The 20,362-nt window shown below is 58.8% G+C and carries 17 protein-coding genes and 4 tRNA genes; 15 read left to right on the forward strand and 6 right to left on the reverse strand.

Going from position 1 to position 20,362, the window contains the following annotated elements; translation table 11 throughout:
* Nucleotides 1–6 precede the first annotated feature (6 nt).
* Together QR290_RS09815 and QR290_RS09820 are read left to right on the forward strand one after the other, a co-directional pair.
* Nucleotides 7–1,158, forward strand: a complete 1,152-nt coding sequence (locus tag QR290_RS09815; RefSeq protein ID WP_289204798.1) for a TDT family transporter — start codon at nucleotides 7–9, stop codon at nucleotides 1,156–1,158.
* A 98-nt stretch (nucleotides 1,159–1,256) separates the two neighbouring features.
* Complete coding sequence (locus QR290_RS09820; protein ID WP_289204799.1) at nucleotides 1,257–3,131, forward strand: MFS transporter; 1,875 nt, start codon at nucleotides 1,257–1,259, stop codon at nucleotides 3,129–3,131.
* A gap of 52 nt (nucleotides 3,132–3,183) precedes the next feature.
* Here the strand turns inward: QR290_RS09820 and sugE are convergent, their stop codons facing one another.
* From sugE to rdgC, 3 genes are all read right to left on the reverse strand, one after another.
* A complete protein-coding gene (gene sugE / locus QR290_RS09825) occupies nucleotides 3,184–3,498 on the reverse strand; it encodes a quaternary ammonium compound efflux SMR transporter SugE (RefSeq protein ID WP_039769847.1) in 315 nt (104 codons plus the stop codon).
* A gap of 118 nt (nucleotides 3,499–3,616) precedes the next feature.
* A complete protein-coding gene (locus QR290_RS09830) occupies nucleotides 3,617–4,582 on the reverse strand; it encodes a bile acid:sodium symporter family protein (RefSeq protein ID WP_085608827.1) in 966 nt (321 codons plus the stop codon).
* A 74-nt stretch (nucleotides 4,583–4,656) separates the two neighbouring features.
* Nucleotides 4,657–5,577 carry a recombination-associated protein RdgC gene (gene rdgC / locus QR290_RS09835; RefSeq protein ID WP_007950430.1) on the reverse strand — a complete coding sequence of 307 codons (921 nt, stop codon included), beginning with the start codon at nucleotides 5,575–5,577 and terminating at the stop codon, nucleotides 4,657–4,659.
* Nucleotides 5,578–5,736: 159 nt separating this feature from the next.
* On the opposite strand from rdgC, the gene QR290_RS09840 reads away from it, so the two are divergent.
* The 4 genes from QR290_RS09840 to QR290_RS09855 all read left to right on the forward strand — a co-directional run bounded on the left by QR290_RS09840 (nucleotide 5,737) and on the right by QR290_RS09855 (nucleotide 6,270).
* Nucleotides 5,737–5,812, forward strand: a tRNA-Val gene (locus QR290_RS09840).
* 19 nt (nucleotides 5,813–5,831) lie between these two features.
* Nucleotides 5,832–5,908: transfer RNA gene (locus QR290_RS09845), tRNA-Asp, on the forward strand.
* Between the two features lie 190 nt (nucleotides 5,909–6,098).
* Nucleotides 6,099–6,174: transfer RNA gene (locus QR290_RS09850), tRNA-Val, on the forward strand.
* 19 nt (nucleotides 6,175–6,193) lie between these two features.
* Nucleotides 6,194–6,270: transfer RNA gene (locus tag QR290_RS09855), tRNA-Asp, on the forward strand.
* A 145-nt stretch (nucleotides 6,271–6,415) separates the two neighbouring features.
* Here the strand turns inward: QR290_RS09855 and QR290_RS09860 are convergent.
* Both QR290_RS09860 and QR290_RS09865 read right to left on the reverse strand, forming a co-directional pair.
* Nucleotides 6,416–7,552: a catalase family protein gene (locus tag QR290_RS09860; protein ID WP_289205278.1), complete on the reverse strand. Its 1,137-nt coding sequence runs from the start codon at nucleotides 7,550–7,552 to the stop codon at nucleotides 6,416–6,418.
* A 26-nt stretch (nucleotides 7,553–7,578) separates the two neighbouring features.
* Complete coding sequence (locus tag QR290_RS09865; RefSeq protein WP_289204800.1) at nucleotides 7,579–9,387, reverse strand: di-heme-cytochrome C peroxidase; 1,809 nt, start codon at nucleotides 9,385–9,387, stop codon at nucleotides 7,579–7,581.
* A gap of 270 nt (nucleotides 9,388–9,657) precedes the next feature.
* Between QR290_RS09865 and QR290_RS09870 the strand changes: the two genes are divergently transcribed.
* The 9 genes from QR290_RS09870 (at nucleotide 9,658) to QR290_RS09910 (ending at nucleotide 18,467) form a co-directional block, all read left to right on the forward strand.
* Nucleotides 9,658–10,374: an FKBP-type peptidyl-prolyl cis-trans isomerase gene (locus tag QR290_RS09870; RefSeq protein ID WP_007950433.1), complete on the forward strand. Its 717-nt coding sequence runs from the start codon at nucleotides 9,658–9,660 to the stop codon at nucleotides 10,372–10,374.
* 293 nt (nucleotides 10,375–10,667) lie between these two features.
* Nucleotides 10,668–11,123: a YkvA family protein gene (locus QR290_RS09875; protein ID WP_007950434.1), complete on the forward strand. Its 456-nt coding sequence runs from the start codon at nucleotides 10,668–10,670 to the stop codon at nucleotides 11,121–11,123.
* Nucleotides 11,124–11,237: 114 nt separating this feature from the next.
* Nucleotides 11,238–11,579 carry a helix-turn-helix domain-containing protein gene (locus tag QR290_RS09880; protein ID WP_007950435.1) on the forward strand — a complete coding sequence of 114 codons (342 nt, stop codon included), beginning with the start codon at nucleotides 11,238–11,240 and terminating at the stop codon, nucleotides 11,577–11,579.
* Nucleotides 11,576–11,947 (forward strand): hypothetical protein, encoded by a 372-nt coding sequence (locus QR290_RS09885; RefSeq protein WP_003223109.1) that lies wholly within the window; start codon nucleotides 11,576–11,578, stop codon nucleotides 11,945–11,947. Before QR290_RS09880 ends, QR290_RS09885 begins: the two co-directional genes overlap by 4 nt.
* A complete protein-coding gene (locus QR290_RS09890; RefSeq protein WP_289204801.1) occupies nucleotides 11,948–12,355 on the forward strand; it encodes a sel1 repeat family protein in 408 nt (135 codons plus the stop codon).
* Between the two features lie 223 nt (nucleotides 12,356–12,578).
* A complete protein-coding gene (locus QR290_RS09895) occupies nucleotides 12,579–17,222 on the forward strand; it encodes an RHS repeat protein (protein WP_289204802.1) in 4,644 nt (1,547 codons plus the stop codon).
* Nucleotides 17,212–17,526 (forward strand): contact-dependent growth inhibition system immunity protein, encoded by a 315-nt coding sequence (locus QR290_RS09900; protein ID WP_289204803.1) that lies wholly within the window; start codon nucleotides 17,212–17,214, stop codon nucleotides 17,524–17,526. Before QR290_RS09895 ends, QR290_RS09900 begins: the two co-directional genes overlap by 11 nt.
* Before the next feature lie 36 nt (nucleotides 17,527–17,562).
* Nucleotides 17,563–18,051, forward strand: a complete 489-nt coding sequence (locus QR290_RS09905) for a hypothetical protein (RefSeq protein WP_289204804.1) — start codon at nucleotides 17,563–17,565, stop codon at nucleotides 18,049–18,051.
* Entirely contained in the window at nucleotides 18,051–18,467 is a 417-nt protein-coding gene (locus tag QR290_RS09910) for a hypothetical protein (RefSeq protein WP_289204805.1), read from the forward strand. Before QR290_RS09905 ends, QR290_RS09910 begins: the two co-directional genes overlap by 1 nt.
* 88 nt (nucleotides 18,468–18,555) lie before the next feature.
* Here QR290_RS09910 and QR290_RS09915 read toward each other — a convergent pair whose 3' ends face one another.
* Nucleotides 18,556–20,346, reverse strand: a complete 1,791-nt coding sequence (locus tag QR290_RS09915) for a bifunctional diguanylate cyclase/phosphodiesterase (RefSeq protein WP_289204806.1) — start codon at nucleotides 20,344–20,346, stop codon at nucleotides 18,556–18,558.
* Nucleotides 20,347–20,362: the final 16 nt, after the last annotated feature.

Genomic DNA, 20,362 nt, shown 5'->3' on the forward strand with positions numbered 1-20,362 from the left:
TTCATGATGATTTGCCCCAACAGCGCCAAACCCGGCATCAAGCCATTCAGCCAGCTTCAGCACCCGCGTGAAGTGATCCGCCAATTCACCCCGAACTGGTTCGCCGCCACCATGGGCACCGGCGTGCTGGCGTTGGCGCTGGCGCAATTGCCCGTTTCCATTCCCGGCCTGCACGCCGTGGCCGAAGGGCTGTGGCTGTTCAACATTCTGTTGTTCGTGCTGTTTACCGCTGCCTACGCCGCGCGCTGGATTTTGTTCTTCGACGAAGCGCGGCGGATTTTCGGCCACTCCACGGTTTCGATGTTCTTCGGCACCATTCCCATGGGCCTGGCGACCATCATTAACGGTTTTCTGTTGTTCGGTCTGCCGCGTTGGGGCGACGGTGTGATTCACCTCGCCGAAGCACTGTGGTGGCTGGACGTGGCGATGTCGCTGGCCTGCGGTGTGTTGATCCCCTACATGATGTTTACCCGTCAGGAACACAGCATCGATCAGATGACCGCCGTCTGGCTGCTGCCGGTGGTGGCGGCAGAAGTGGCGGCGGCCAGCGGTGGACTGCTGGCGCCGCATCTGGTCGATGCCCACTCGCAACTGGTGGTGCTGGTGACCAGTTACGTGCTCTGGGCCTTTTCTCTGCCGGTGGCGTTCAGCATTCTGACCATCCTGTTGCTGCGCATGGCCCTGCACAAACTGCCCCACGAAAACATGGCGGCTTCGAGCTGGCTCGCTCTGGGGCCGATCGGCACCGGGGCGCTGGGCATGTTGCTGCTGGGCTGCGATGCGCCTGCGATCTTCGCGGCCAACGGTATGCCGGGCATCGGTGAAATCGCGTCGGGCCTGGGCCTGGTCGCCGGGATCACGCTGTGGGGCTTCGGTCTGTGGTGGATGTTGATGGCGCTGCTGATCACCGTGCGTTACCTGCGTGACGGCATTCCGTTCAACCTCGGCTGGTGGGGATTCACCTTCCCGTTGGGCGTTTATTCGCTGGCGACCCTGAAACTGGGCAGCACGTTGCACCTGACGTTCTTCAGTGTGGTCGGTTGTGTGCTGGTGACGTTGCTGGCGGTGATGTGGCTGATCGTCGGCAAGCGCACGCTGCAAGGTGCGTGGCGCGGTGAGCTGTTTGTTTCACCGTGCATTGCAGGTTTGAAGAAATAACCTGAAAAGTTTAGGTAAGGTGTGGCCTGGATCGCGGATCGACATTCCAATAAACGTATCCAGGCCACTCGTTACCCAACATCAGGGACACACGGAAGATGAGTCACCCCTCACAGTTCAACCTGCTGCGTACCCGGCGCTTCCTGCCGTTCTTCATCACTCAGTCGCTGGGCGCGTTCAACGACAACGTGTTCAAGCAGTCGCTGATCCTCGCCATTCTCTATCGGCTGACCATCGAAGGTGACCGCTCGATCTGGGTCAACCTGTGTGCGCTGCTGTTTATCCTGCCGTTCTTCCTGTTTTCGGCGCTCGCCGGACAGTTCGGCGAGAAGTTCGCCAAGGACGCGTTGATCCGTCTGATCAAACTGGCGGAAATCGCCATCATGGCCGTGGGATCCGTCGGCTTTCTGTTCGATCACCTGTCATTGATGCTGGTGGCGCTGTTCGCCATGGGCACGCACTCGGCGCTGTTCGGGCCGGTGAAGTATTCGATCCTGCCGCAGGCATTGCGCGAAGACGAACTGGTCGGCGGCAACGGGCTGGTGGAAATGGGCACGTTCCTGGCAATTCTGGCCGGGACCATCGGCGCCGGGGTGATGATGTCGTCGGCCAATTACGCGCCGGTGGTGTCCGCCGCGATTGTCGGCATCGCCGTGCTGGGTTATCTGGCCAGTCGCAGCATTCCCCGCGCCGCAGCGGCGACCCCGGAAATGCGCCTGAACTGGAATATCTTCAGTCAGTCGTGGGCGACCTTGAAACTCGGCCTGGGGCAGACGCCAGCGGTGTCGCGCTCGATCGTCGGTAATTCGTGGTTCTGGTTCGTCGGGGCGATTTATCTGACGCAGATCCCGGCTTACGCCAAAGAATGGATGCACGGCGACGAAACCGTGGTCACCCTGATTCTGACGGTGTTTTCGGTCGGTATCGCGCTGGGGTCGATGCTGTGCGAAAAGCTTTCCGGGCGCAAAGTCGAGATCGGCCTGGTGCCGTTTGGCTCATTTGGCCTGACGGTTTTCGGGCTGTTGCTGTGGTGGCATTCCGGTGGAATTCCAGAAAGCACTGTTGGCCATAGCTGGACCGAAGTGCTGAGTTTCGGCCATGCCTGGGCGGTGTTGCTCGATGTGCTGGGTCTCGGGATCTTCGGCGGTTTCTACATCGTGCCGCTGTACGCGCTGATCCAGTCGCGCACCGCCGAGAACGAGCGGGCGCGGGTGATTGCCGCCAACAACATTCTCAACGCGCTGTTCATGGTGATTTCGGCGATTGTCACCATCGTACTGTTGGGCGTGGTCAAACTGTCGATCCCGCAGCTGTTCCTGGTGGTGTCGCTGCTCAACATCGGCGTCAACGCCTACATCTTCAAGATCGTCCCCGAATTCAGCATGCGTTTCATGATCTGGCTGCTGAGCCATTCCATGTACCGCGTCGAGCATCGCAACCTTGAGGCGATTCCTGATGAGGGCGCGGCGTTGCTGGTGTGCAACCACGTTTCGTTCGTCGATGCGTTGCTGATTGGCGGCGCGGTGCGTCGGCCGATTCGCTTTGTCATGTACTACAAGATCTACAATCTGCCGGTGCTGAACTTTATCTTTCGCACAGCAGGGGCCATTCCTATCGCCGGACGCCAGGAAGACATCCAGATCTACGAGAAGGCTTTCACCCGGATTGCCCGGTATCTGAAGGAAGGAGAGCTGGTTTGCATCTTCCCGGAAGGCAAGTTGACCGCCGATGGCGAAATCAACGAGTTCAAGGGCGGGCTGACGCGGATTCTCGAGGAGACGCCGGTGCCGGTGATTCCGCTGGCGTTGCAGGGGTTGTGGGGGAGTTTCTTCAGTCGCGATCCCGATAAAGGTTTCTTTCACCGGTTGTGGTCGCGGGTGACGCTGGTGGCGGGATCGCCGGTTGCCGTTGAAGCGGCGCAGCCGGCGGAGTTGCAGGCGTTGGTGGGGGAGTTGCGCGGGACAGTCAGATAATCAGTGACTGGGCTGGCCCCATCGCGGGCTTGCCCGCGATGAGGTCAGTGGCTTAAGCGCTGACCTTGAGCCCGATCAATCCGGTGACGATCAACGCCACACTGGCCAGGCGAATCAACGCCATCGATTCGCCAAACAGGATGATCCCGGCAATCACCGTGCCCACGGCGCCGACGCCAGTCCAGATCGCATAGGCCGTGCCCAGCGGCAATTCCTTCATCGCAAGACCCAGCAGGCCAAGGCTGACCGCCATGGCGGCAACGGTGAGAACGGTCGGAAGCGGACGGGTGAAACCGTCGGTGTATTTCAGGCCGACGGCCCAGCCGACTTCGAACAGGCCGGCGAAAAACAGAATGATCCAGGACATGAAAGACCTCCATCGATTGACGGGGCCGTCCCCAGATTGAAAACTCGATTGAGCCGCAGGGTCGTCCCCGCGTGGCGCACATACTACCTAAAATTGTGCGCCGCGCCTTGATCCGGGATCAGTCGGCCGCCTGTTGCGCCAGCGTTTCACGGTCTTCTTTTTCGCTCATCCGCCGGAAGTACGTCGAAAGCAGCGCCCCGGAAATGTTGTGCCACACACTGAACAACGCGCTCGGCACTGCCGCCAGCGGCGAGAAGTGTGCACTGGCCAGCGCAGCCCCCAACCCCGAGTTCTGCATGCCGACTTCCAGCGCCAGGGACTTGCGCTGCGGCAGTGGCAGGCCGAACAGGCGTCCGGTGAAATAACCCAGCAGATAACCGAAGCTGTTGTGCAGCATCACTACGGCCATGATCAGCAGGCCGGATTCGGCGATTTTCGCCTGACTGGCGGCAACCACGGCGGCAACGATGATCACGATGCTGACCACCGACACCAGCGGCAACACTTCCACCGCGTGGCGGACCTTGTCACCAAGCACCCGTTGCGCGACCACACCGAGGATGATCGGCAGCAGCACCACTTGCAGGATCGACCAGAACAATTCCATGAACGAAACCGGCAACCACGCCGAAGCCAGCAGCCAGATCAGCGCCGGGGTCAGCAGCGGGGCGAGGAGAGTGGTGACGGCGGCGATGGCCACCGACAGCGCCAGGTCGCCACGGGCCAGCCAGGTCATGACGTTCGAGGAAGTGCCGCTCGGGCAGCAACCGACCAGAATCACGCCGACAGCGATTTCCGGCGGCAGATGAAAGATCTGGCACAGCAACCATGCCATCCCCGGCATGATCACGAAATGCGCAACCACGCCCAACGCCACACGCCAGGGATGGCGGGCGACGGCGGCGAAGTCGTCGAGTTTGAGGGTCAGGCCCATGCCGAACATCACCAGCCCGAGCAACGGCACGATCGCGCCTTTGAGGCCGAGGAACCATGCTGGTTGCAGGAACGCGATCACCGCGAAAATCAGAACCCAGTAAGCGAAAGTGTTGCCGACAAAACGACTCAGTGCAGCCAGTGCGCGCATGGCCTGTTCCTTATTATGTGAAAACGCCACCGAAGCGGTGGCGTTTGAAGATAACCCAAAGACTGCGCAGAGGCTTAGATGCCCTGCGGAGTTTCTTCGCCGCCCAGTGCTTCAACCAGCGCCGGCAGGAAGTCGCCGAACGTCAGCATCATCAGGGTGAAGCTGGCGTCCAGTTGGCCGAGGGCTTCGTCGCCGCCGTCCTGTTCCGCCTGATCCTGCAACAGATCTTCGAATTTCAGACGCTTGACGGTCATCTTGTCGTCGAGCATGAACGACAGTTTGTCCTGCCAGGCCAGTGACAGTTGAGTCACAACCTTGCCGGTGCTCAGGTGCAGCTGGATTTCTTCGCTGGTCAGGTCCTGACGCTTGCAACGCACGATGCCGCCGTCTTCGTGGGTGTCGCGCAGTTCGCACTCGTCCAGCACGAAGAAGTCCGGGGCGGCTTGCTGGGTGGTGACCCATTCGGTCATCACGGCGGTCGGCGCGGTTTTCACGGTCAGCGGACGAACCGGCAGGGTGCCGATCACTTCACGCAGGGTGGAGAGCAGGTCTTCGGCGCGTTTCGGGCTGGCCGAGTTGACCAGGATCAGACCCTGTTTCGGCGCGATGGCGGCGAAGGTCGACGAGCGGCGGATAAAGGCGCGCGGCAGGAACGCCTGGATGATTTCATCCTTGATCTGATCGCGCTCCTTCTTATAGACCTTGCGCATCTGTTCGGCTTCGATCTCTTCGACCTTTTCCTTGACCGCATCACGCACGACGCTGCCCGGCAGGATGCGTTCTTCTTTACGGGCGGAAATCAGCAGGAAGTCGCCGCTGACGTGCACCAGTGGCGCATCTTCGCCCTTGCCGAACGGCGCGACGAAACCGTAGGTGGTCAACTCCTGGCTTGCACATGGACGCGCCAGTTTGGTGGCCAGTGCAGTTTCCAGCGCCTCGGCATCGACAGGCAGGTCTTGGGTCAGGCGATAGATAAGCAGGTTTTTGAACCACATGGGGTGAGTCTCTCCTTTATACAAAGGGGGGCATTATTGTCTTCGCCGGGTCATAGGCCAACCCTTCTCTAAGCCTTTGGAAGGGCTAAGAAAATTAATTAAAAAAGTGCTTGCCAGAGGTTTGGTCGCTCCGTAGAATGCGCGCCACACCGAAGCGAAGGGTGATTAGCTCAGCTGGGAGAGCGTCTGCCTTACAAGCAGAATGTCGGCGGTTCGATCCCGTCATCACCCACCATTCGTTTCAAGTGTTTAGCGCAGCGGTAGTTCAGTCGGTTAGAATACCGGCCTGTCACGCCGGGGGTCGCGGGTTCGAGTCCCGTCCGCTGCGCCATATTCGGTAACCTGGAACACTGAACGCCAGGTCACCACGGAAGAACCCGCCAAGGCGGGTTTTTTTCTGCCTCGAGTTGTACCTGCGGGATGTGTCGTTTCACCGGTTTTCGGATTTATTTGAAAAAAACTTCAATTAAATCAACACATTACGAAAATCTGTGGCATAATGCGCCCCGTAACGAAGCGAAGGGTGATTAGCTCAGCTGGGAGAGCGTCTGCCTTACAAGCAGAATGTCGGCGGTTCGATCCCGTCATCACCCACCATTCGTTTCAAGCGTTTCGCGCAGCGGTAGTTCAGTCGGTTAGAATACCGGCCTGTCACGCCGGGGGTCGCGGGTTCGAGTCCCGTCCGCTGCGCCATATTCGGTAATCTGGAACACTGAACGCCAGATCACCACAGAAAGCCCGCCTAGTGCGGGCTTTTTGCTGTCCGGGATTTGGTTTTTGCCGGGCCTGACCATGAGAAAGCGACCTATGACGGTCGCTTTTTTCGTTTCTGGCGCGGCTATTGCGCCGAGTTGCGACTGTGGCGGTAATCGCTGACCGCTTCATACACCGCTTTGCGCAGGCGGTTGATCCCGCCGATCGGGCGATGAGCGTCGATGCCGAACCAGGGATTGAACGACAGGTTGTCGCATTGCAGGTTCAGCGCCGGGGTGTCGAAGTCCTGCGGGGGCAGGGTGATCCTGGCCACAGTCTGAAATGGACTGTCCTGCTCGCGCCATTCGATGCTGGTGTCTTCGATCGGCATGTACTTGTTCGCGTCCTGCCGCTGGATCTGCAACACGAAACACGCCGGAATCCGATCAGTCGACAGCTGTTGATTCAACGCGCTGCGCAGGAAGTTCGGCAGATCCTGGTTCTGTTTCGGCAAGGTGTAAGCGGGGCAGCGCTCCGGATCCGGCATCACCCGGAACTTGGCATTGGCCTCGCCGAACTTGTAGGGCGATACCGAGAAATATGTCGTGCGGGTCGGGCTTTCCGGCGGTGGCGATAGGGTTGCCAATGCAATGAACAGATGCCGGATCTGCCAGCTGCGCGGATCCCACCCCGGAAAAAACGCCATGACCTTCTTGCCGTCAGCCTGCGCCGCCACATTCTGACGGTACTCGGCGACATCGCTGACAAAGAAGTTCGGGTGACTGAACATCACGAAATCCTGTTCGTGCAGCCCTTGACGATCGGCCAGCAAGGATTTGCCTGGCACATCGAGCAATTTAAGCGCCATGCCCCGGGCATCGCGGATGCTGTCGAATTGCGGATAGGCGTTGCCGTTGGATAGGCGCATCGTCGCTTTCCACAGCTTGCCTGGTTCGCTGAAGACGCCCTGGCGCAATTCCTGAGCCAGATCCGGCAACACCTGCACGTCGGCCTTCACGCAGCCATGGGCCTTGGCATGGGCATCGCGCAGATAGCGGGTGCTTTCACGGTGCTGATCGACGATGCGCACGGCGGTCTGAATCACGTCCTGGGTCATGGCGGCTTCGCCATCCGGAACCTGCTCCAGCGCTGACACCGGGCCACGGTGTTGCCAGGCGAGCCACGCAGTGCTCAGGGCCCAGCCGATCAGGCCGATCACCAGCAGGATCAGCAGGGTTTTGCCCAATAACCGTCCCAGCCAGAGCCAGAATCGCGCCAGCATCGAAGGTCTTTTGAAGGAATTGAAGATCATGGCAGTTGCGCCTCCAGCGGGCCGCCCAGCACTTTCAGGTATTCGAGCAGCGCCCAGCGTTCTTCTGGCTGCAGCAGTCGGCCGATGACGCCGTTGCCGCGTTCGCCGGCGCGGAATTCATGGCCGCTGTTGTGGTTGCCGGTGATGCGGGTGTCGAACAGGAAACCGTTGGTGAAGGCTTCGGTGCGATAGCCCAGATGGCGCGGGTCGTATTCGAAGGTGCCTTTATAGAAGGTGGTGGCGCGCTCATCCTGAGGCGACAGCAACTGATAAAGGCTCGGCACCGAGCCGTTGTGCAGGAACGGGGCCGTGGCCCATACGCCGGCAAGCGGACGCGCCTTGTAGGCGACTTTTTCGCGAACGCCGATCGGCAGACCGAAGCCGTCGAGCTGTGGCTTCTCGGCGGCGGTGACGCCCGCTTCACGATACGCACGGTTTTCCACGAAGGCGGTGACGTAAGCAAGTCCCTTGGCCACTGACAGCTGGCTGAGGTCCAGCGGTTCCTTGGGTTTGGGGTGCAACTTCACGTCCATTTGTTCGAGTTCTGCCGGGTTCCATTGCAGGGCGGTCAGGTCGAAGCGGTGATTGGCAATGTTGTTGGCGGCATTCGGGTCGGTGCCGATGACGTCCACCGGGAGCATGTGCAGATGTTGCACCCAGCGCTCGCCTTCCTGGGTCTGGCGCGGAACATGGCATCCGGCGCAGTTCTCCGCGAACAGGGCTCGCCCCTTCGCTGCCAAGGGTTTGTCGACGACGCCTAGCACCTCTTCAGGCCATGCCGGCGGTTGCAGTTTTTGCAGGGTTTCTTCGATCGTGTGCAGATCACGCACACGTACGCTGGAGGCATAGCGCTCATCGCCCTGCAGCGGCTGGCCATTGGCGTCGAAGAAATTAAGGGTGGCGCCGACGCCCAAAGCCTCGCCGATATTGCGCGCCATCGGTTGCTGCGCCGAACCGTTCCACTGCACCCAGTCGAAGGTCCACATGTCCCACAGTTGCGGGTAATCCACCGGGGCGTTGGCTACGCGGTAATTGCTCGGGGAGATTGCATCGCCGAAGGTCGCGTTGGCGATACGCCCGAAGGCATCGGTGCGGCCCGGGCCTTCTTCGGTGGGGTAGAGGCCGCGGTGGGTGTCGTTCCAGGCCACTTTGATGAAGGTGTTCAGTGAGCTTTTGAAGTCTTTGCGCAGTTGTTCGTGGCGTGCTTCGTAGTCGTTGCCCAGCACCTGGCGGGCGAAGCGCTCGAATTTCCACGGGTTGTAGTAAGTCGAGGTGAGACTGGCGACCAATGCCTGTCCGAAACTGCCGCCGCGCAATGTAGGAACGCTGGAAGGCAACACATGCTGAGCCGAGCCGCCGTCAATGCGTATTGCCTGGCCATTGAAGTGCAATTCGCCGGTGTGGCAGGCCGCACACGTGATGTCGAGATATTGCTCGGAGCTGCCGGGATTCTGGTGCCGGGCGAAACCTACCGGCAGATTTCCCGGGTTGTCCGGCGTGGCTTTTTGCTGCGGATCGATCAGAAAGCCGAAGCGCGCGAGGTATTCCGGGGAGGCAAAGCCTTGCTGCGAGAACGGCAGCTCCAGCGCCTGAAACCATTCGTAACGAAGGCCTTTGACCTGCGTCCCCTGCGGGGTGAAGTAGTAGGTCTGGCGCTCTTGCTCAGTCCATTGGTTCAGGTAATGCACCTGTTTTGCGGGCGCGGGGAAGGGCAATCTCGGATTGGCGACATAGTAAAGAACCACCGCCAGAACCAGTCCCAGCAGCACCACGATCAGCGTCAGCACACGGTATAAGAGGCGCAAGATAAACATCCTTGTCGAGTTGTTGCGCTGTTATGCCTGAGCCGGGTCGTGTGCGGCAAGTGGCCATTACGCCAAGTGTTGTGGGAAGCGGCATCAACCACTGTCGGCGAAAGATGACAGAAGCTTCATCGTGCCTTTCGCCAAATGCTTTTTGATCCCTGAACTTATCGGAAGATTCCTGCTCTCATGCCGGTAGCCATTGGTCGTGGCGGCCTGATAAGCTCGCGGCTTTACTCGATTGCCCTTTCGGCGCATGAACAAGGAAATAGCATGAAACAGCATCGGTTGGCGGCGGCGGTTGCCCTGGTTAGCCTGGTCCTCGCGGGTTGTGATTCGCAGACCAGCGTAGAGCTGAAAACCCCGGCGCAAAAAGCTTCCTACGGTATCGGCCTGAACATGGGCAAGAGCCTTGCTCAGGAAGGCATGGATGATCTGGACTCCAAAGCGGTAGCCCAGGGCATCGAAGATGCCGTCGGCAAGAAAGAACAGAAGCTGAAAGATGAAGAACTGGTCGAAGCTTTCGCCGCGCTGCAAAAGCGTGCCGAAGAGCGTATGGCCAAGATGAGCGAAGAGTCGGCAGCCGCCGGCAAGAAATTCCTCGAAGAAAACGGCAAGAAAGCCGGCGTGACCACCACCGCTTCCGGTCTTCAGTACGAAGTGGTCAAGAAAGCCGACGGCCCACAGCCTAAACCTACCGATGTCGTGACCGTTCACTACACCGGCAAGCTGACCAACGGCACCGTATTCGACAGCTCCGTCGAGCGCGGCAGCCCGATCGATCTGCCGGTCAGCGGTGTGATCCCGGGTTGGGTCGAAGGCCTGCAACTGATGCACGTTGGCGAGAAGTACAAGCTGTACATCCCTAGCGATCTGGCTTACGGCGCACAATCGCCAAGCCCGGCAATCCCGGCCAACTCGGTTCTGGTTTTCGACCTGGAACTGCTGGCCATCAAGGATCCAGCCAAAGAAGACGCCGCCGCCAAGTAATCTGCGTCGGTTTCAACAACAACGCCTCGCTTATGCGGGGCGTTGTTGCATCTGGACGATGGTCGGCGTAAACAGACCGAACCGATGCCGGTCATGGCAGTCCTAGACTTTAAGGTTGCCGCGCTAGACGCCCGGAGCCGCCAAGTCAATGAAATATTGGGATTTTTTATGTGAGTAAAAAACGCCCGATCTGAGCGCAGCCCTTATGAAACGGGGCTCTCAGCGCTGAAATGCAGCTCTGTTCACAAGGTTATCCACAATTTGTGTGGATAACATTTCAACGGGAGAAATAAATGAAAGCGCCGTGGAATTTCGCCCGATTCCTTCCTCTGGCCGGACGCTTGCTGGCTCGAGGCCGCTTGCCGACCTTGTTGTTCGCCGTGGCCAGCAAAGGCGCCGCCCAAGGCAATCGTCTCGGCAAACTGAAGGACGATCTGCGTCTGTTGCAGGCACTGTGCCTGGCCTATTGGCGCGGCGAGTACCGCGCAATCAGCGCCAAGGCGATCGTATCGGTGGTTGCCGGTCTGATGTATTTTCTCAGTCCGGTGGATGCCATCCCGGATTTCATTCCCATGTTCGGCATGCTTGATGACATCGCCGTCCTCGCTTGGCTGATGAAAACCCTCGACGATGAACTGAATGCCTTTCGCCTGTGGCGTCAGCGCCAGGCGCCGGAAAAGCTCAGAGTGGTCGAGCGCCTGCCCGATACCCCCGAGCAACTTCAGCTTCAGGGCCCGAAAAAGTCCTGAATTGCGACAGCCTCTTATTCAGATAGATACCCCCCACGACCTTGGCCGCTGTTAGGATTACACTTCTAGGGAAAAGTGCCGACTCGCTAAGTGTTGTTGTCCTACGGGGTAGTCATGGATATTCAGATAATTGCACGCGATGGCGAACCCGAATATGCGGTTCTGCCATGGGCTCAGTATCAGGCTCTACTGAAAGCAGCAGGCATCAACGAAGCACCGTCGCAACCGGCTCCAGCGCCGCTTGCGGCAACCCCGGACCCGATTCTTCCAGGTCTGGATCAGTTACGCAGTTTGCGCGAAGGGAAGGGCATCGCCATCGAGGCGCTGGCCCGCACGGTAGGCATCAGCCCGTCTTACCTGGCCATGATTGAAAGTGGCGAGCGTCTGCCCGACGCCGCGATTCGCCGCAGCCTGGCCTGGGAGTTGACGGTGCCAGGGTGGAGGGAACAATCGTGAGCGTACGCATCAGTCGTCAACATTGGGACGGATTGCTGGGGGAGCTGGATCAAGCGCGCAGGCAGCGCCATCTTTTGACTTATCGAGCCTTGCTCGAACGTCTGCAACTGCCCACGCCGGCCATGCAGACATTGACCGCTGCACTGGAACATCTCGCCGCACTGGACGCGAAAGCCGAACAACCGTTGCGCAGCTCGCTGGTGATCAGTCAGGGTGCCAGTCGCCTGCCACGCACCGGTTTCTTTGAATGTGTCGAGCGTTTGGGGCGTTTTTCCGGGCCGTCCGACGGCGTTGCCGCGGCCTCTTGGCATGCTTCGGAAGTGGTGCGGGTCTTTGAGTACGAGTACCCGGAATCGGCGGAGGCCTGAGTGTTTTTACGACTCAAGGCGCGGGCCAGTTACTGGCTGGCCCGCAGGCTGTTTCACTGGTCATGGTTTGTCCGTCAGCCCCGTGGCTGGCGCTGGCTCGAAGGGCAGTTTGCGCGCATGGCCAACCTGGGCGATGTCGGCGCGCAAAGCTTTTACGGGCACATCCTGACGTTTCGCGGGGTCGGCCTGGGCGCGCGCGAGGAAGGTGTGCGGTTGTTGCGACTGGCGGCGCTGGCCGGGGATGGCAAGGCGGCGTATCAAGTCGGTGTCATCAGTCTTGCAGGTACGCCGAGCAAAGCGCCAGATCCTTCGGAGGCCGCTCGCTGGTGGACCCTGGCCGTGAAGGCCGGGCACCCGTTGGCCGAGCTTAAGTTGAAAGAGCTGGCCGGCCGAGACGCTTCTCGATAAGCAAATCATCTGTTCCATGAACGGGGCGTGAGGGAAACCTCCCGCCCCGTTTTTGCGTCTGCCGTTCGATAAAGATCAGTTACAGACTTCTCCTACATCCTCCGCCTACTCGCCTGACTTCTTTTCTGTTTGATCCCCCGCAAAGTCCCTCGCCTGATTTCTGCGAGGGAACGCACATGTTTGACCCGGTTTTTCGTTTCACCATGCGCATCGGAATGCGCTGATGGATGCCGTCACCCGCATCGAGCAAGAACTCGACAGCTTTCCCCGCACCCTCGATCTCTATCGCGAACAGCTCAAGCACTGGTTCAGTCGCTCGGCAGACCGCGTCAGTCATGCGGCCGATCTGCCTTCGCTGATGGGGATGGAGCGGATCATCCGTTTCGGCGAGCACAGCACGGCGGTCGCGATTGACGACAAACGTTTCTCTTCTGCAGTCGTGCAATGCCCGAAATCCGGGCCGATGGAGATCGAGAGCAAGTTTGAGTCGGCGTACGACATTCCGTTGGGCGACATCGTTGTCGATGTGGTGGCGGTGGAGGGCGGTGCAGTCAAGTCAGTCACCCTCGATGCTCAGGGCAAAGGGGAGTTCACCGGTGAGGCAGGCAAGTTCTACCGGGTGGTGGTGCACAGCGAGGCCAGCGAGCAGCAGGTTGATGCGCTTTTCGAATCCTACGATGGTCTGACTCGGCAGCTGGATGGCTGGCTGCGCAGCGAGTGGCAGGGGTTCAAGCCGCAATGGTCGCAGTCGGTGGCCACAGCAGCCGGGAACGGCATGCTGGCCGGGAGCTGGGCGGCGATCGAGGGGGTGTGCGACAGCATCGGGTTGCTGTCGGAGATTCTCAAGAACCCTCTTGAGTTTGCGGGTCGGCTGGGAGACGGCGCGGCGGCATTGGCCGATTTTGCGCAGTCGATGCCGGAGAAAATGGAGCAGCTCCAACTGCTCGTCAGTGACGAGGCGGCGCTGTGTCTGTTGCTGCGCACGGCCAGTCTGTGGCTGGAGATGCTGCCACCGGATGAAATTGCCGGGAAAACTGCCGAAGCGGTATCGATGATGGTGGTGCAACTGCTGATCGATGTGTTGATCGGCATTGTGCTGACCTTTGTCGGCGCCGGGGCGGGGATTGCGTATCTGACATTGCGTCTGGCGGATCGTGGCGCTCAATTGCTGTCGGCGGTGACGCGACTGGTGAAGGCGATGTTCGGCATCGTCAGCACCTTCATCGGCTACGTGAACCAGTACAAATCCGTCGCTGCACGGGGCATCGCTGCCGGGGTGAAAAAGGGTCGCATGCAATTGCGCTGGGATGCCCGGCGCAATGCCTCCCTGAAAAAAGACGAGCACCACGACGACACCCCGGATCAGGCGAAAAATCCCAACGGTGACAGTGCCGATTGCGCACCGCTGACCTGCACCAACGGGTGTCCGGTGTCGATGGTCACCGGGGAGGAATTGCTGACGCTGACTGACGGTGTGCTCGACGGGCTGTTGCCGTTCGAGTTCAGCCGCTTGTATCGCACCAGCGCGGCGGAAATCGATGTCGGGTTGGGGTTTGGCTGGAGCCATTCGCTGGCGCATCGGCTGGAGGTCGAGGGCGACGGTGTGGTCTGGATTGACCATGAGAACCGGCGCACGCGGTTTTCCTTGCCGAATGTCGAGCGACCGGCGATTCACAACAGCTTGTCGCGGGCGGCGATCTTTCTCGGGGATGAGCCGGAGGAGTTGATCGTTGCGCTGGCGGGGGAAGCAGCGCGGTTTTATCACTTTCGGGCTGGGCGTCTGACGGCGGTCAGCGATGCCTATGGCAACCGGTTGCGTATTACGCGGGATCGTCTGGATCGGGTTGAGCGCATCGACAACGGGGCTGGGCGTTCCTTGTTGCTGCGCTATGAGCGGGCGCATCTGGTCGCGGTCGATTATCAGGTTTTTCGGGAGTCTGCCTGGCGCACCGAGCAGACGCTGGCCAGTTACCGCTTTGATGCCCGCCATCGATTGATCGAGGCGTCGAACGCCGTCGGCGAGACCGAGCGTTACGACTACGACGACCGGCACGTCATCCTGCAACGGCAACTGGCTGGCGGCGCGAGTTTCTTCTGGGAGTGGGAACGTGCCGGCAAGGCGGCGCGTTGTGTGCGGCACTGGGCGTCGTTTTCGCAGATGGATACGCGTTATGCCTGGGACGACGCCGGCTCTGTTCGGGTGCAGTACGTCGACGGTCGCGAAGAGGTTTATGTCCACGACGACACGGCGCGACTGGTGCGTCAGGTGTCGGCGGACGGTGGCGAACAGCTCAAAGCCTATGACTCGGCGGGCCGACTGGTCGCCGAGCAGGATGCGCTGGGGGCGGTTACCGAGTACCGCTATGACGACGCCGGACGGCTGATCGCGCTGATTCCGCCGGACGATGCACCGACGTCCTACGAGTACCGCAACGGTTTCCTGCACAGCCGTTCGCGTGGCGATGCGGTGTGGACCTATCGGCGCAATGCCCAGGGTGATGTCACCGAAGCGGTCGATCCGGACGGTCATGTCACCCATTACTACTTTGATGCGCAGGGGCGGTTGCGGTCGATCCGTTATCCGGACAGCGGCCGCCATGTGTTTGTCTGGAACGACCTCGGCCAGTTGGTTGAGGAAAGTCTTCCGGACGGTGGGGTTCGGAAGTTTTCCTACGATGCGTTGGGGCGGCGGATTACTGCGCAGGATGAACACGGTGCGGTCACTCGCCAGGCGTGGGACGCCGTTGGCCGGCTGATCCAGACCACCTCGCCAAATGGCGCCACCCGTGCCTGGTCCAACAGCGCCTACGGCCAGATCACCGCCGAACGCGATGAACTGGGGCGCATCACCCGCTACGAATATGACGACGATCTGCACCTGGTCAGTCGCCGAATCAATCCGGATGGCACCCGGCTGCAATACCGCTACGACCATGCGCAACTGCTGCTCACGGAAATCGAGAACGAGTCCGGCGAGAAGTATCAGCTGGACTACACGCCCACCGGACTGATCCGACAGGAAACCGGCTTCGATGGCCGACGCACGGCGTATGCCTACGACCGCAACGGCCACCTGCTGGAAAAGACCGAGTTCGGCGATGACGGCTCGACGCTGGTCACCACCTACCAACGCGACAACGCCGGGCGCCTGCTGCTCAAAACCCTGCCGGACGGGACCGAGGTCAGCTACCGCTATGACCGCCTCGGTCGGCTGATCGGCGTGGATGACGGCCAGGATCACCCGCTGGCCTTCGAATACGACCTGCAGGACCGGCTGGTCCGCGAGCATCAGGGCTGGGGCACCCTGCGCTACACCTACGACGCCTGTGGCCAGCTCAGCCGGATGCGCCTGCCGGACAACAGCAAGCTCGACTACCACTACGCCAAGGGCGGCGCACTGACCGCGATCGACCTTAACGGCGCCTTGCTCACCCGTCACGTCTACCAGAACGGCCGCGAACAGCGGCGCCAGCAAGGCCTGCTGCTCAGCGAATACACCTACGACGAACAGGGCCGGTTACGTGCCCACGCCGTAGGCCATCAACGCAGTGCGCTCTATCGCCGCGACTTTGCCTACAGCGCCAACGGCAACCTCGAACACATTTCCGACACCCGCCACGGCCAGCGCAGCTACACATACGACGCCCTCGACCGGCTGATCCGCGTGCGCCACACCCGCGACGACCTGCCGGAAAACTTCGCCCACGACCCGGCCGGCAACCTGCTGATGCAGGACCGCCCGGGCCCGACACAGATCAAAGGCAACCGCCTGTTGATGCAGGGCGACCGCCATTACGACTACGACGCCTTCGGCAACCTGATCCGCGAACGCCGCGGCCGCGCGCAACAACTGGTCACTGAATACCGCTACGACAGCCAGCACCGCCTGATCGGCCTCACCCGCCCCGACGGCACCACCGCCACCTACCAATACGACGCCTTCGGCCGGCGCATCCGCAAGACCGTCGACGGCCAGACCACCGAATTCTTCTGGCAGGGCGACCACCTGATCGCCGAAAGCAGCCAGGAACAGCACCGCAGCTTCATCTACGAACCCGGCACCTTCCGCCCACTGGCCATGCTCGACGGCCAAGGCCCGAAACGCGCCTGCCCGTTCTACTACCAACTCGACCACCTCGGCACCCCGCAGGAACTGACCGACTACAGCGGCGACATCGTCTGGTCCGCCAAATACAGCGCCTACGGCAAAGTCACCTCGCTGGAACTGGCGACCGAGGATTACCTGAACCAGCCACTGAGGTTTCAGGGGCAGTACTTCGATGACGAAAGCGGACTGCATTACAACCGGCATCGGTATTACGACCCGGAGGTGGGACGGTACCTGACGCCGGATCCGGTGAAGCTGGCGGGTGGGCTGAATCAGTACCGGTACGTGCCGAATCCGACGGGGTGGGTGGATCCGTTGGGGTTGAGTTGTAACTGTCCAGGAGCCATTTCTGCTGAGGGGCCCTATAGCGAAATTGTTCCAGGTGGAGGCTTAGAAGCCCATGAGTCTCGCGGTGGACATGCTATTGCGAGACATGTAGATAGGTCGGAGGCTCAACTCAGAGCTAGGCTAGCGGCCGAGCCGAACATACCTATTGCGTCAACATTTATAAATAGATCAGATGCTGAAGCTGCACTCTCGAATGTCATTAGAAACAACAAGGTGACAATTGATAATTTTGTGCAGGGTAATGCTAGCAAACTTGTAATTAATGAACAGGTGTCTGCTCCTGCAGGGGTGGGTGTAGTGAGGCAGAGCGGAAGGTTGGAGCCTTTATCCAGCATTAGATTGGTGTTGCGGCGAGATGCAACTTCACCGCTTGGATACTTTATTTTGACGGGGTTTGTAAATGAAGATTGAAGATTTTCCTAGCCTATTTCAGTTTCTCGGGGCCTATTTTCATGAGGACTGGATGTGTGAGTTTGACTCAGCAGATGATGTTGTTAAATCTTTCATAGCGGACTCGGAATCTCGCGTGCTCGAGAAGGTGGTAAAGGAAATCGATTCTCTTTTGGCGATGAAGATTTCAGAAAATGAAACTCGAGATTTTTTGCTGAAAAAAAATGGTTGTTGCTATTGCTATTGGAATGAGTGGCAAGACGGAAATTCGTGGTTGAAGCACGTTTCTGTACTTTTTAGTGAGGCTTCGCATAATGATGTTTAAGTGTTTTTGGGGTTGTTAGAGTTGTTTTGATATTTGTTGAATAAGAAAGTGGCTTTAAGAGGAGTTGGTGTTGTGGTTGAGCGGAGTCGTAAAGTTTGTTTTTTATCAAGGGTTTTGTTTTGTTGTAAAGGTATAGGGGTGTTTGTGAAGCAAAGGACGAAGTTTCAGTTTCAGGAAGTTGAAGAGTCTGCTAGTAATAAACAAGAGTTAAATGAGGAGGCTGCTGCTAAAGTTAAAAAGTTTCGAGGTGTTCACAGCTCTCGCTTTTTGAGTCACAAAGCACAGATGAATGCATATAACGAGGCGATGACAAGAGAGTCCAGAAAAATTCCCCGTTTCACTGGAGAGGATAGTATGGGAAATCTGATAGTGAGAATGGAGACTGAAAATATAGGTGAAGGATATGAGCCAAATCCTGAAGATCCATCTGATCCACGCTACATTTCTGAAATGAACGGCTTTGAAATGAGATTTGATTTCGAGACGCTAAAGCCTTGGGCTCTTTATCCAATAGAGAAAGCATAATGTTGATGCATCCTTATCTTGATATTCCTTATCGTCCAAGGTTGTCACACTTTCTCGGTGGGTTTGATACATATGATCGCGAGGAGAGCTTAGGTGAGGCGCTGGCTGCGTACGATCCTGAGGATCCATCAGACAGAAGTATTTTAATCTCTAGGTACGTAATCCAGCGGTTTTCGAAACTGAGCTATCGGCATAAATTCGTTTTGTTTGCCGTATTGGGAGAGGCGCTTGAAAAAGGTAGTGATGTCTTTCAAGAGGTGCTGGAGCATGATCCATACACTCACTCCTTGTTACCAGGCGGCTGGGATGAGATGAATGATCCAAGGGCATTTTTCGAAGGTATGTACTTTCAGTTGTCCGAAGCATGGATGGACGAGCTTTACAAAGCCAGTCAAGAAGACTTATCAACTTGGTAGGCGCGACTTGGTGGTCGCTGCGATTTTGTAAGTTTTGGGGGCATTCATAGGGTGAAGATGCTGGTTGCACGAATTCGGTTATGTCGAATCACCGATGTCCGAGTGTAAGTGCTTCTGCAGGTGGTTGTTCGAACAGGCTATTAATCACATGCACGCTGTACCCCGGCACATTCTTCGCATGATGCTTCGCCTGCGAAGCCATCTCCGCCAACTGACTCGCATCCAGTTGCGCGCACGCTTCAGGATGCAAATGCACAACGCCAATGGACAATGACAGCAACGGAAACTCTTGACGAATACCTTGGCGATTCGGCGCAACAAAACACCCAGCCTCCAGATGTTCAGGACGATAAAAGCGCCGGCATTGGCTCTGGAAGTCATCAAGCAATTGGTTCAGCCGTTTGCGCCAATCCTCCGGGCCGAGCACCAGCAGAAAGTCATCCCCACCAATATGCCCGACGAAATCGCGGGACGGGTCGACGCGTTCGTTGAGGCATTGCGCCAGGCACAACAACACCTCATCCCCACGCCCATACCCATAGATATCGTTAAAGGGTTTGAAGCTGTCGATGTCGACATAGCAGATCACCGACTCGCGACCCTGTTGCAGTAACCGCGTCAGGCATTGCTGAATCGGCACATTCCCCGGCAGCAAGGTCAGCGGATTGGCATAGCGGGCCTGCTGAATCTTCAGTTCAGTAATCAGTTTGAGCACGTCAATCACCCGGCCCAGGCCCAGGTAGCTGCCGTTGAGGGTAATGATGAAATCTTCTTCGATGCGTTGTCGGGCGCGGCTGGTGATCAGGCGGCTGACCTGTTGCAGCGACTGGCTCATTTCCACGGCGAGGAAGTCGTCGTTCATCAGGCGGCTGATCGGTTTGCGGGCGAAGAGGTCAGTGGCGAACGGTTTGAGCAGCGCATCGGATAATGAATGACGGTGGACAATGCCGCACGGCTGACCCTGTTCGTCGAGCACCGCCAGCGAGTTGAGGTTGGCCTGGCGGCGGAAGGCTTCCAGTACGGTGGCGGTCGGCGTGTCGCGATTCACGGCCGGTTGATCGTTGAGCAGGGCGCTAAGGTCGCTGCCTTCATCATTTAGCGCAACGGCGCTGCTGTCGTGTTTGGGCATCAAGGCGCGGGCATCGCGCGGCGGGTGTTCCTGAGGGCGCCCGAGCAGGTAGCCCTGCACCAGATCGACACCCATCTCAGTCAGCACTGCCAACTCTTCCGACAGCTCGATGCCCTCGGCAATCACTTGGGCCCGAGATGCCTTGGCGATTTGCAGGATCGATCCGACAAACTCTCGCTTCAACGCGTCCTGATGAATGCCGTCGATGAAGTGCCGATCGATCTTCACGTAATCCGGCCGCAACTCCGACCACAGACGCAGGCTTGAATAACCCGCCCCAAGATCATCGAGGGCAATCGAAAACCCCATGGCTCGATAGTGATGCAGCGCTGTTTGCAGCAACTGAAAATCATCGATCGGCGTCTGTTCGGTGAGTTCGATCACCACCTGGCTTGGCGGGATACCAAAATCCTGCAGCAATTGCAGTGTGCGCCCCGGCTGGTGCGCGGCTTCGAGCAGAGATTCGGGAGAGACGTTGAGAAACAGCTTGCCCGGTAATTGCTGTTCATTGAAACGGCGGCAAGCGCTTTGGCGGCAGGCGATTTCCAGTTCGCTCAAGCGCCCGGCCTGGCGGGCCACGGCGAACAGCGCGATGGGGGAGTGCAGCGGGCTGTTGGATGGGCCGCGGGTCAGGGCTTCGTAGCCGAGAATGCGCCGTTCGGAGAGGCAAATGATCGGCTGGAACAGGCTGTGTAATCCGCTTTGAGTCAGGATCGAGCTCAAGGCACTCAGCTGTTCGGTCGTGGTCATGGCAATCTCTGGCGAT

Source organism: Pseudomonas fluorescens (assembly GCF_030344995.1).
GTDB classification, from domain to species: domain Bacteria; phylum Pseudomonadota; class Gammaproteobacteria; order Pseudomonadales; family Pseudomonadaceae; genus Aquipseudomonas; species Aquipseudomonas fluorescens_BF.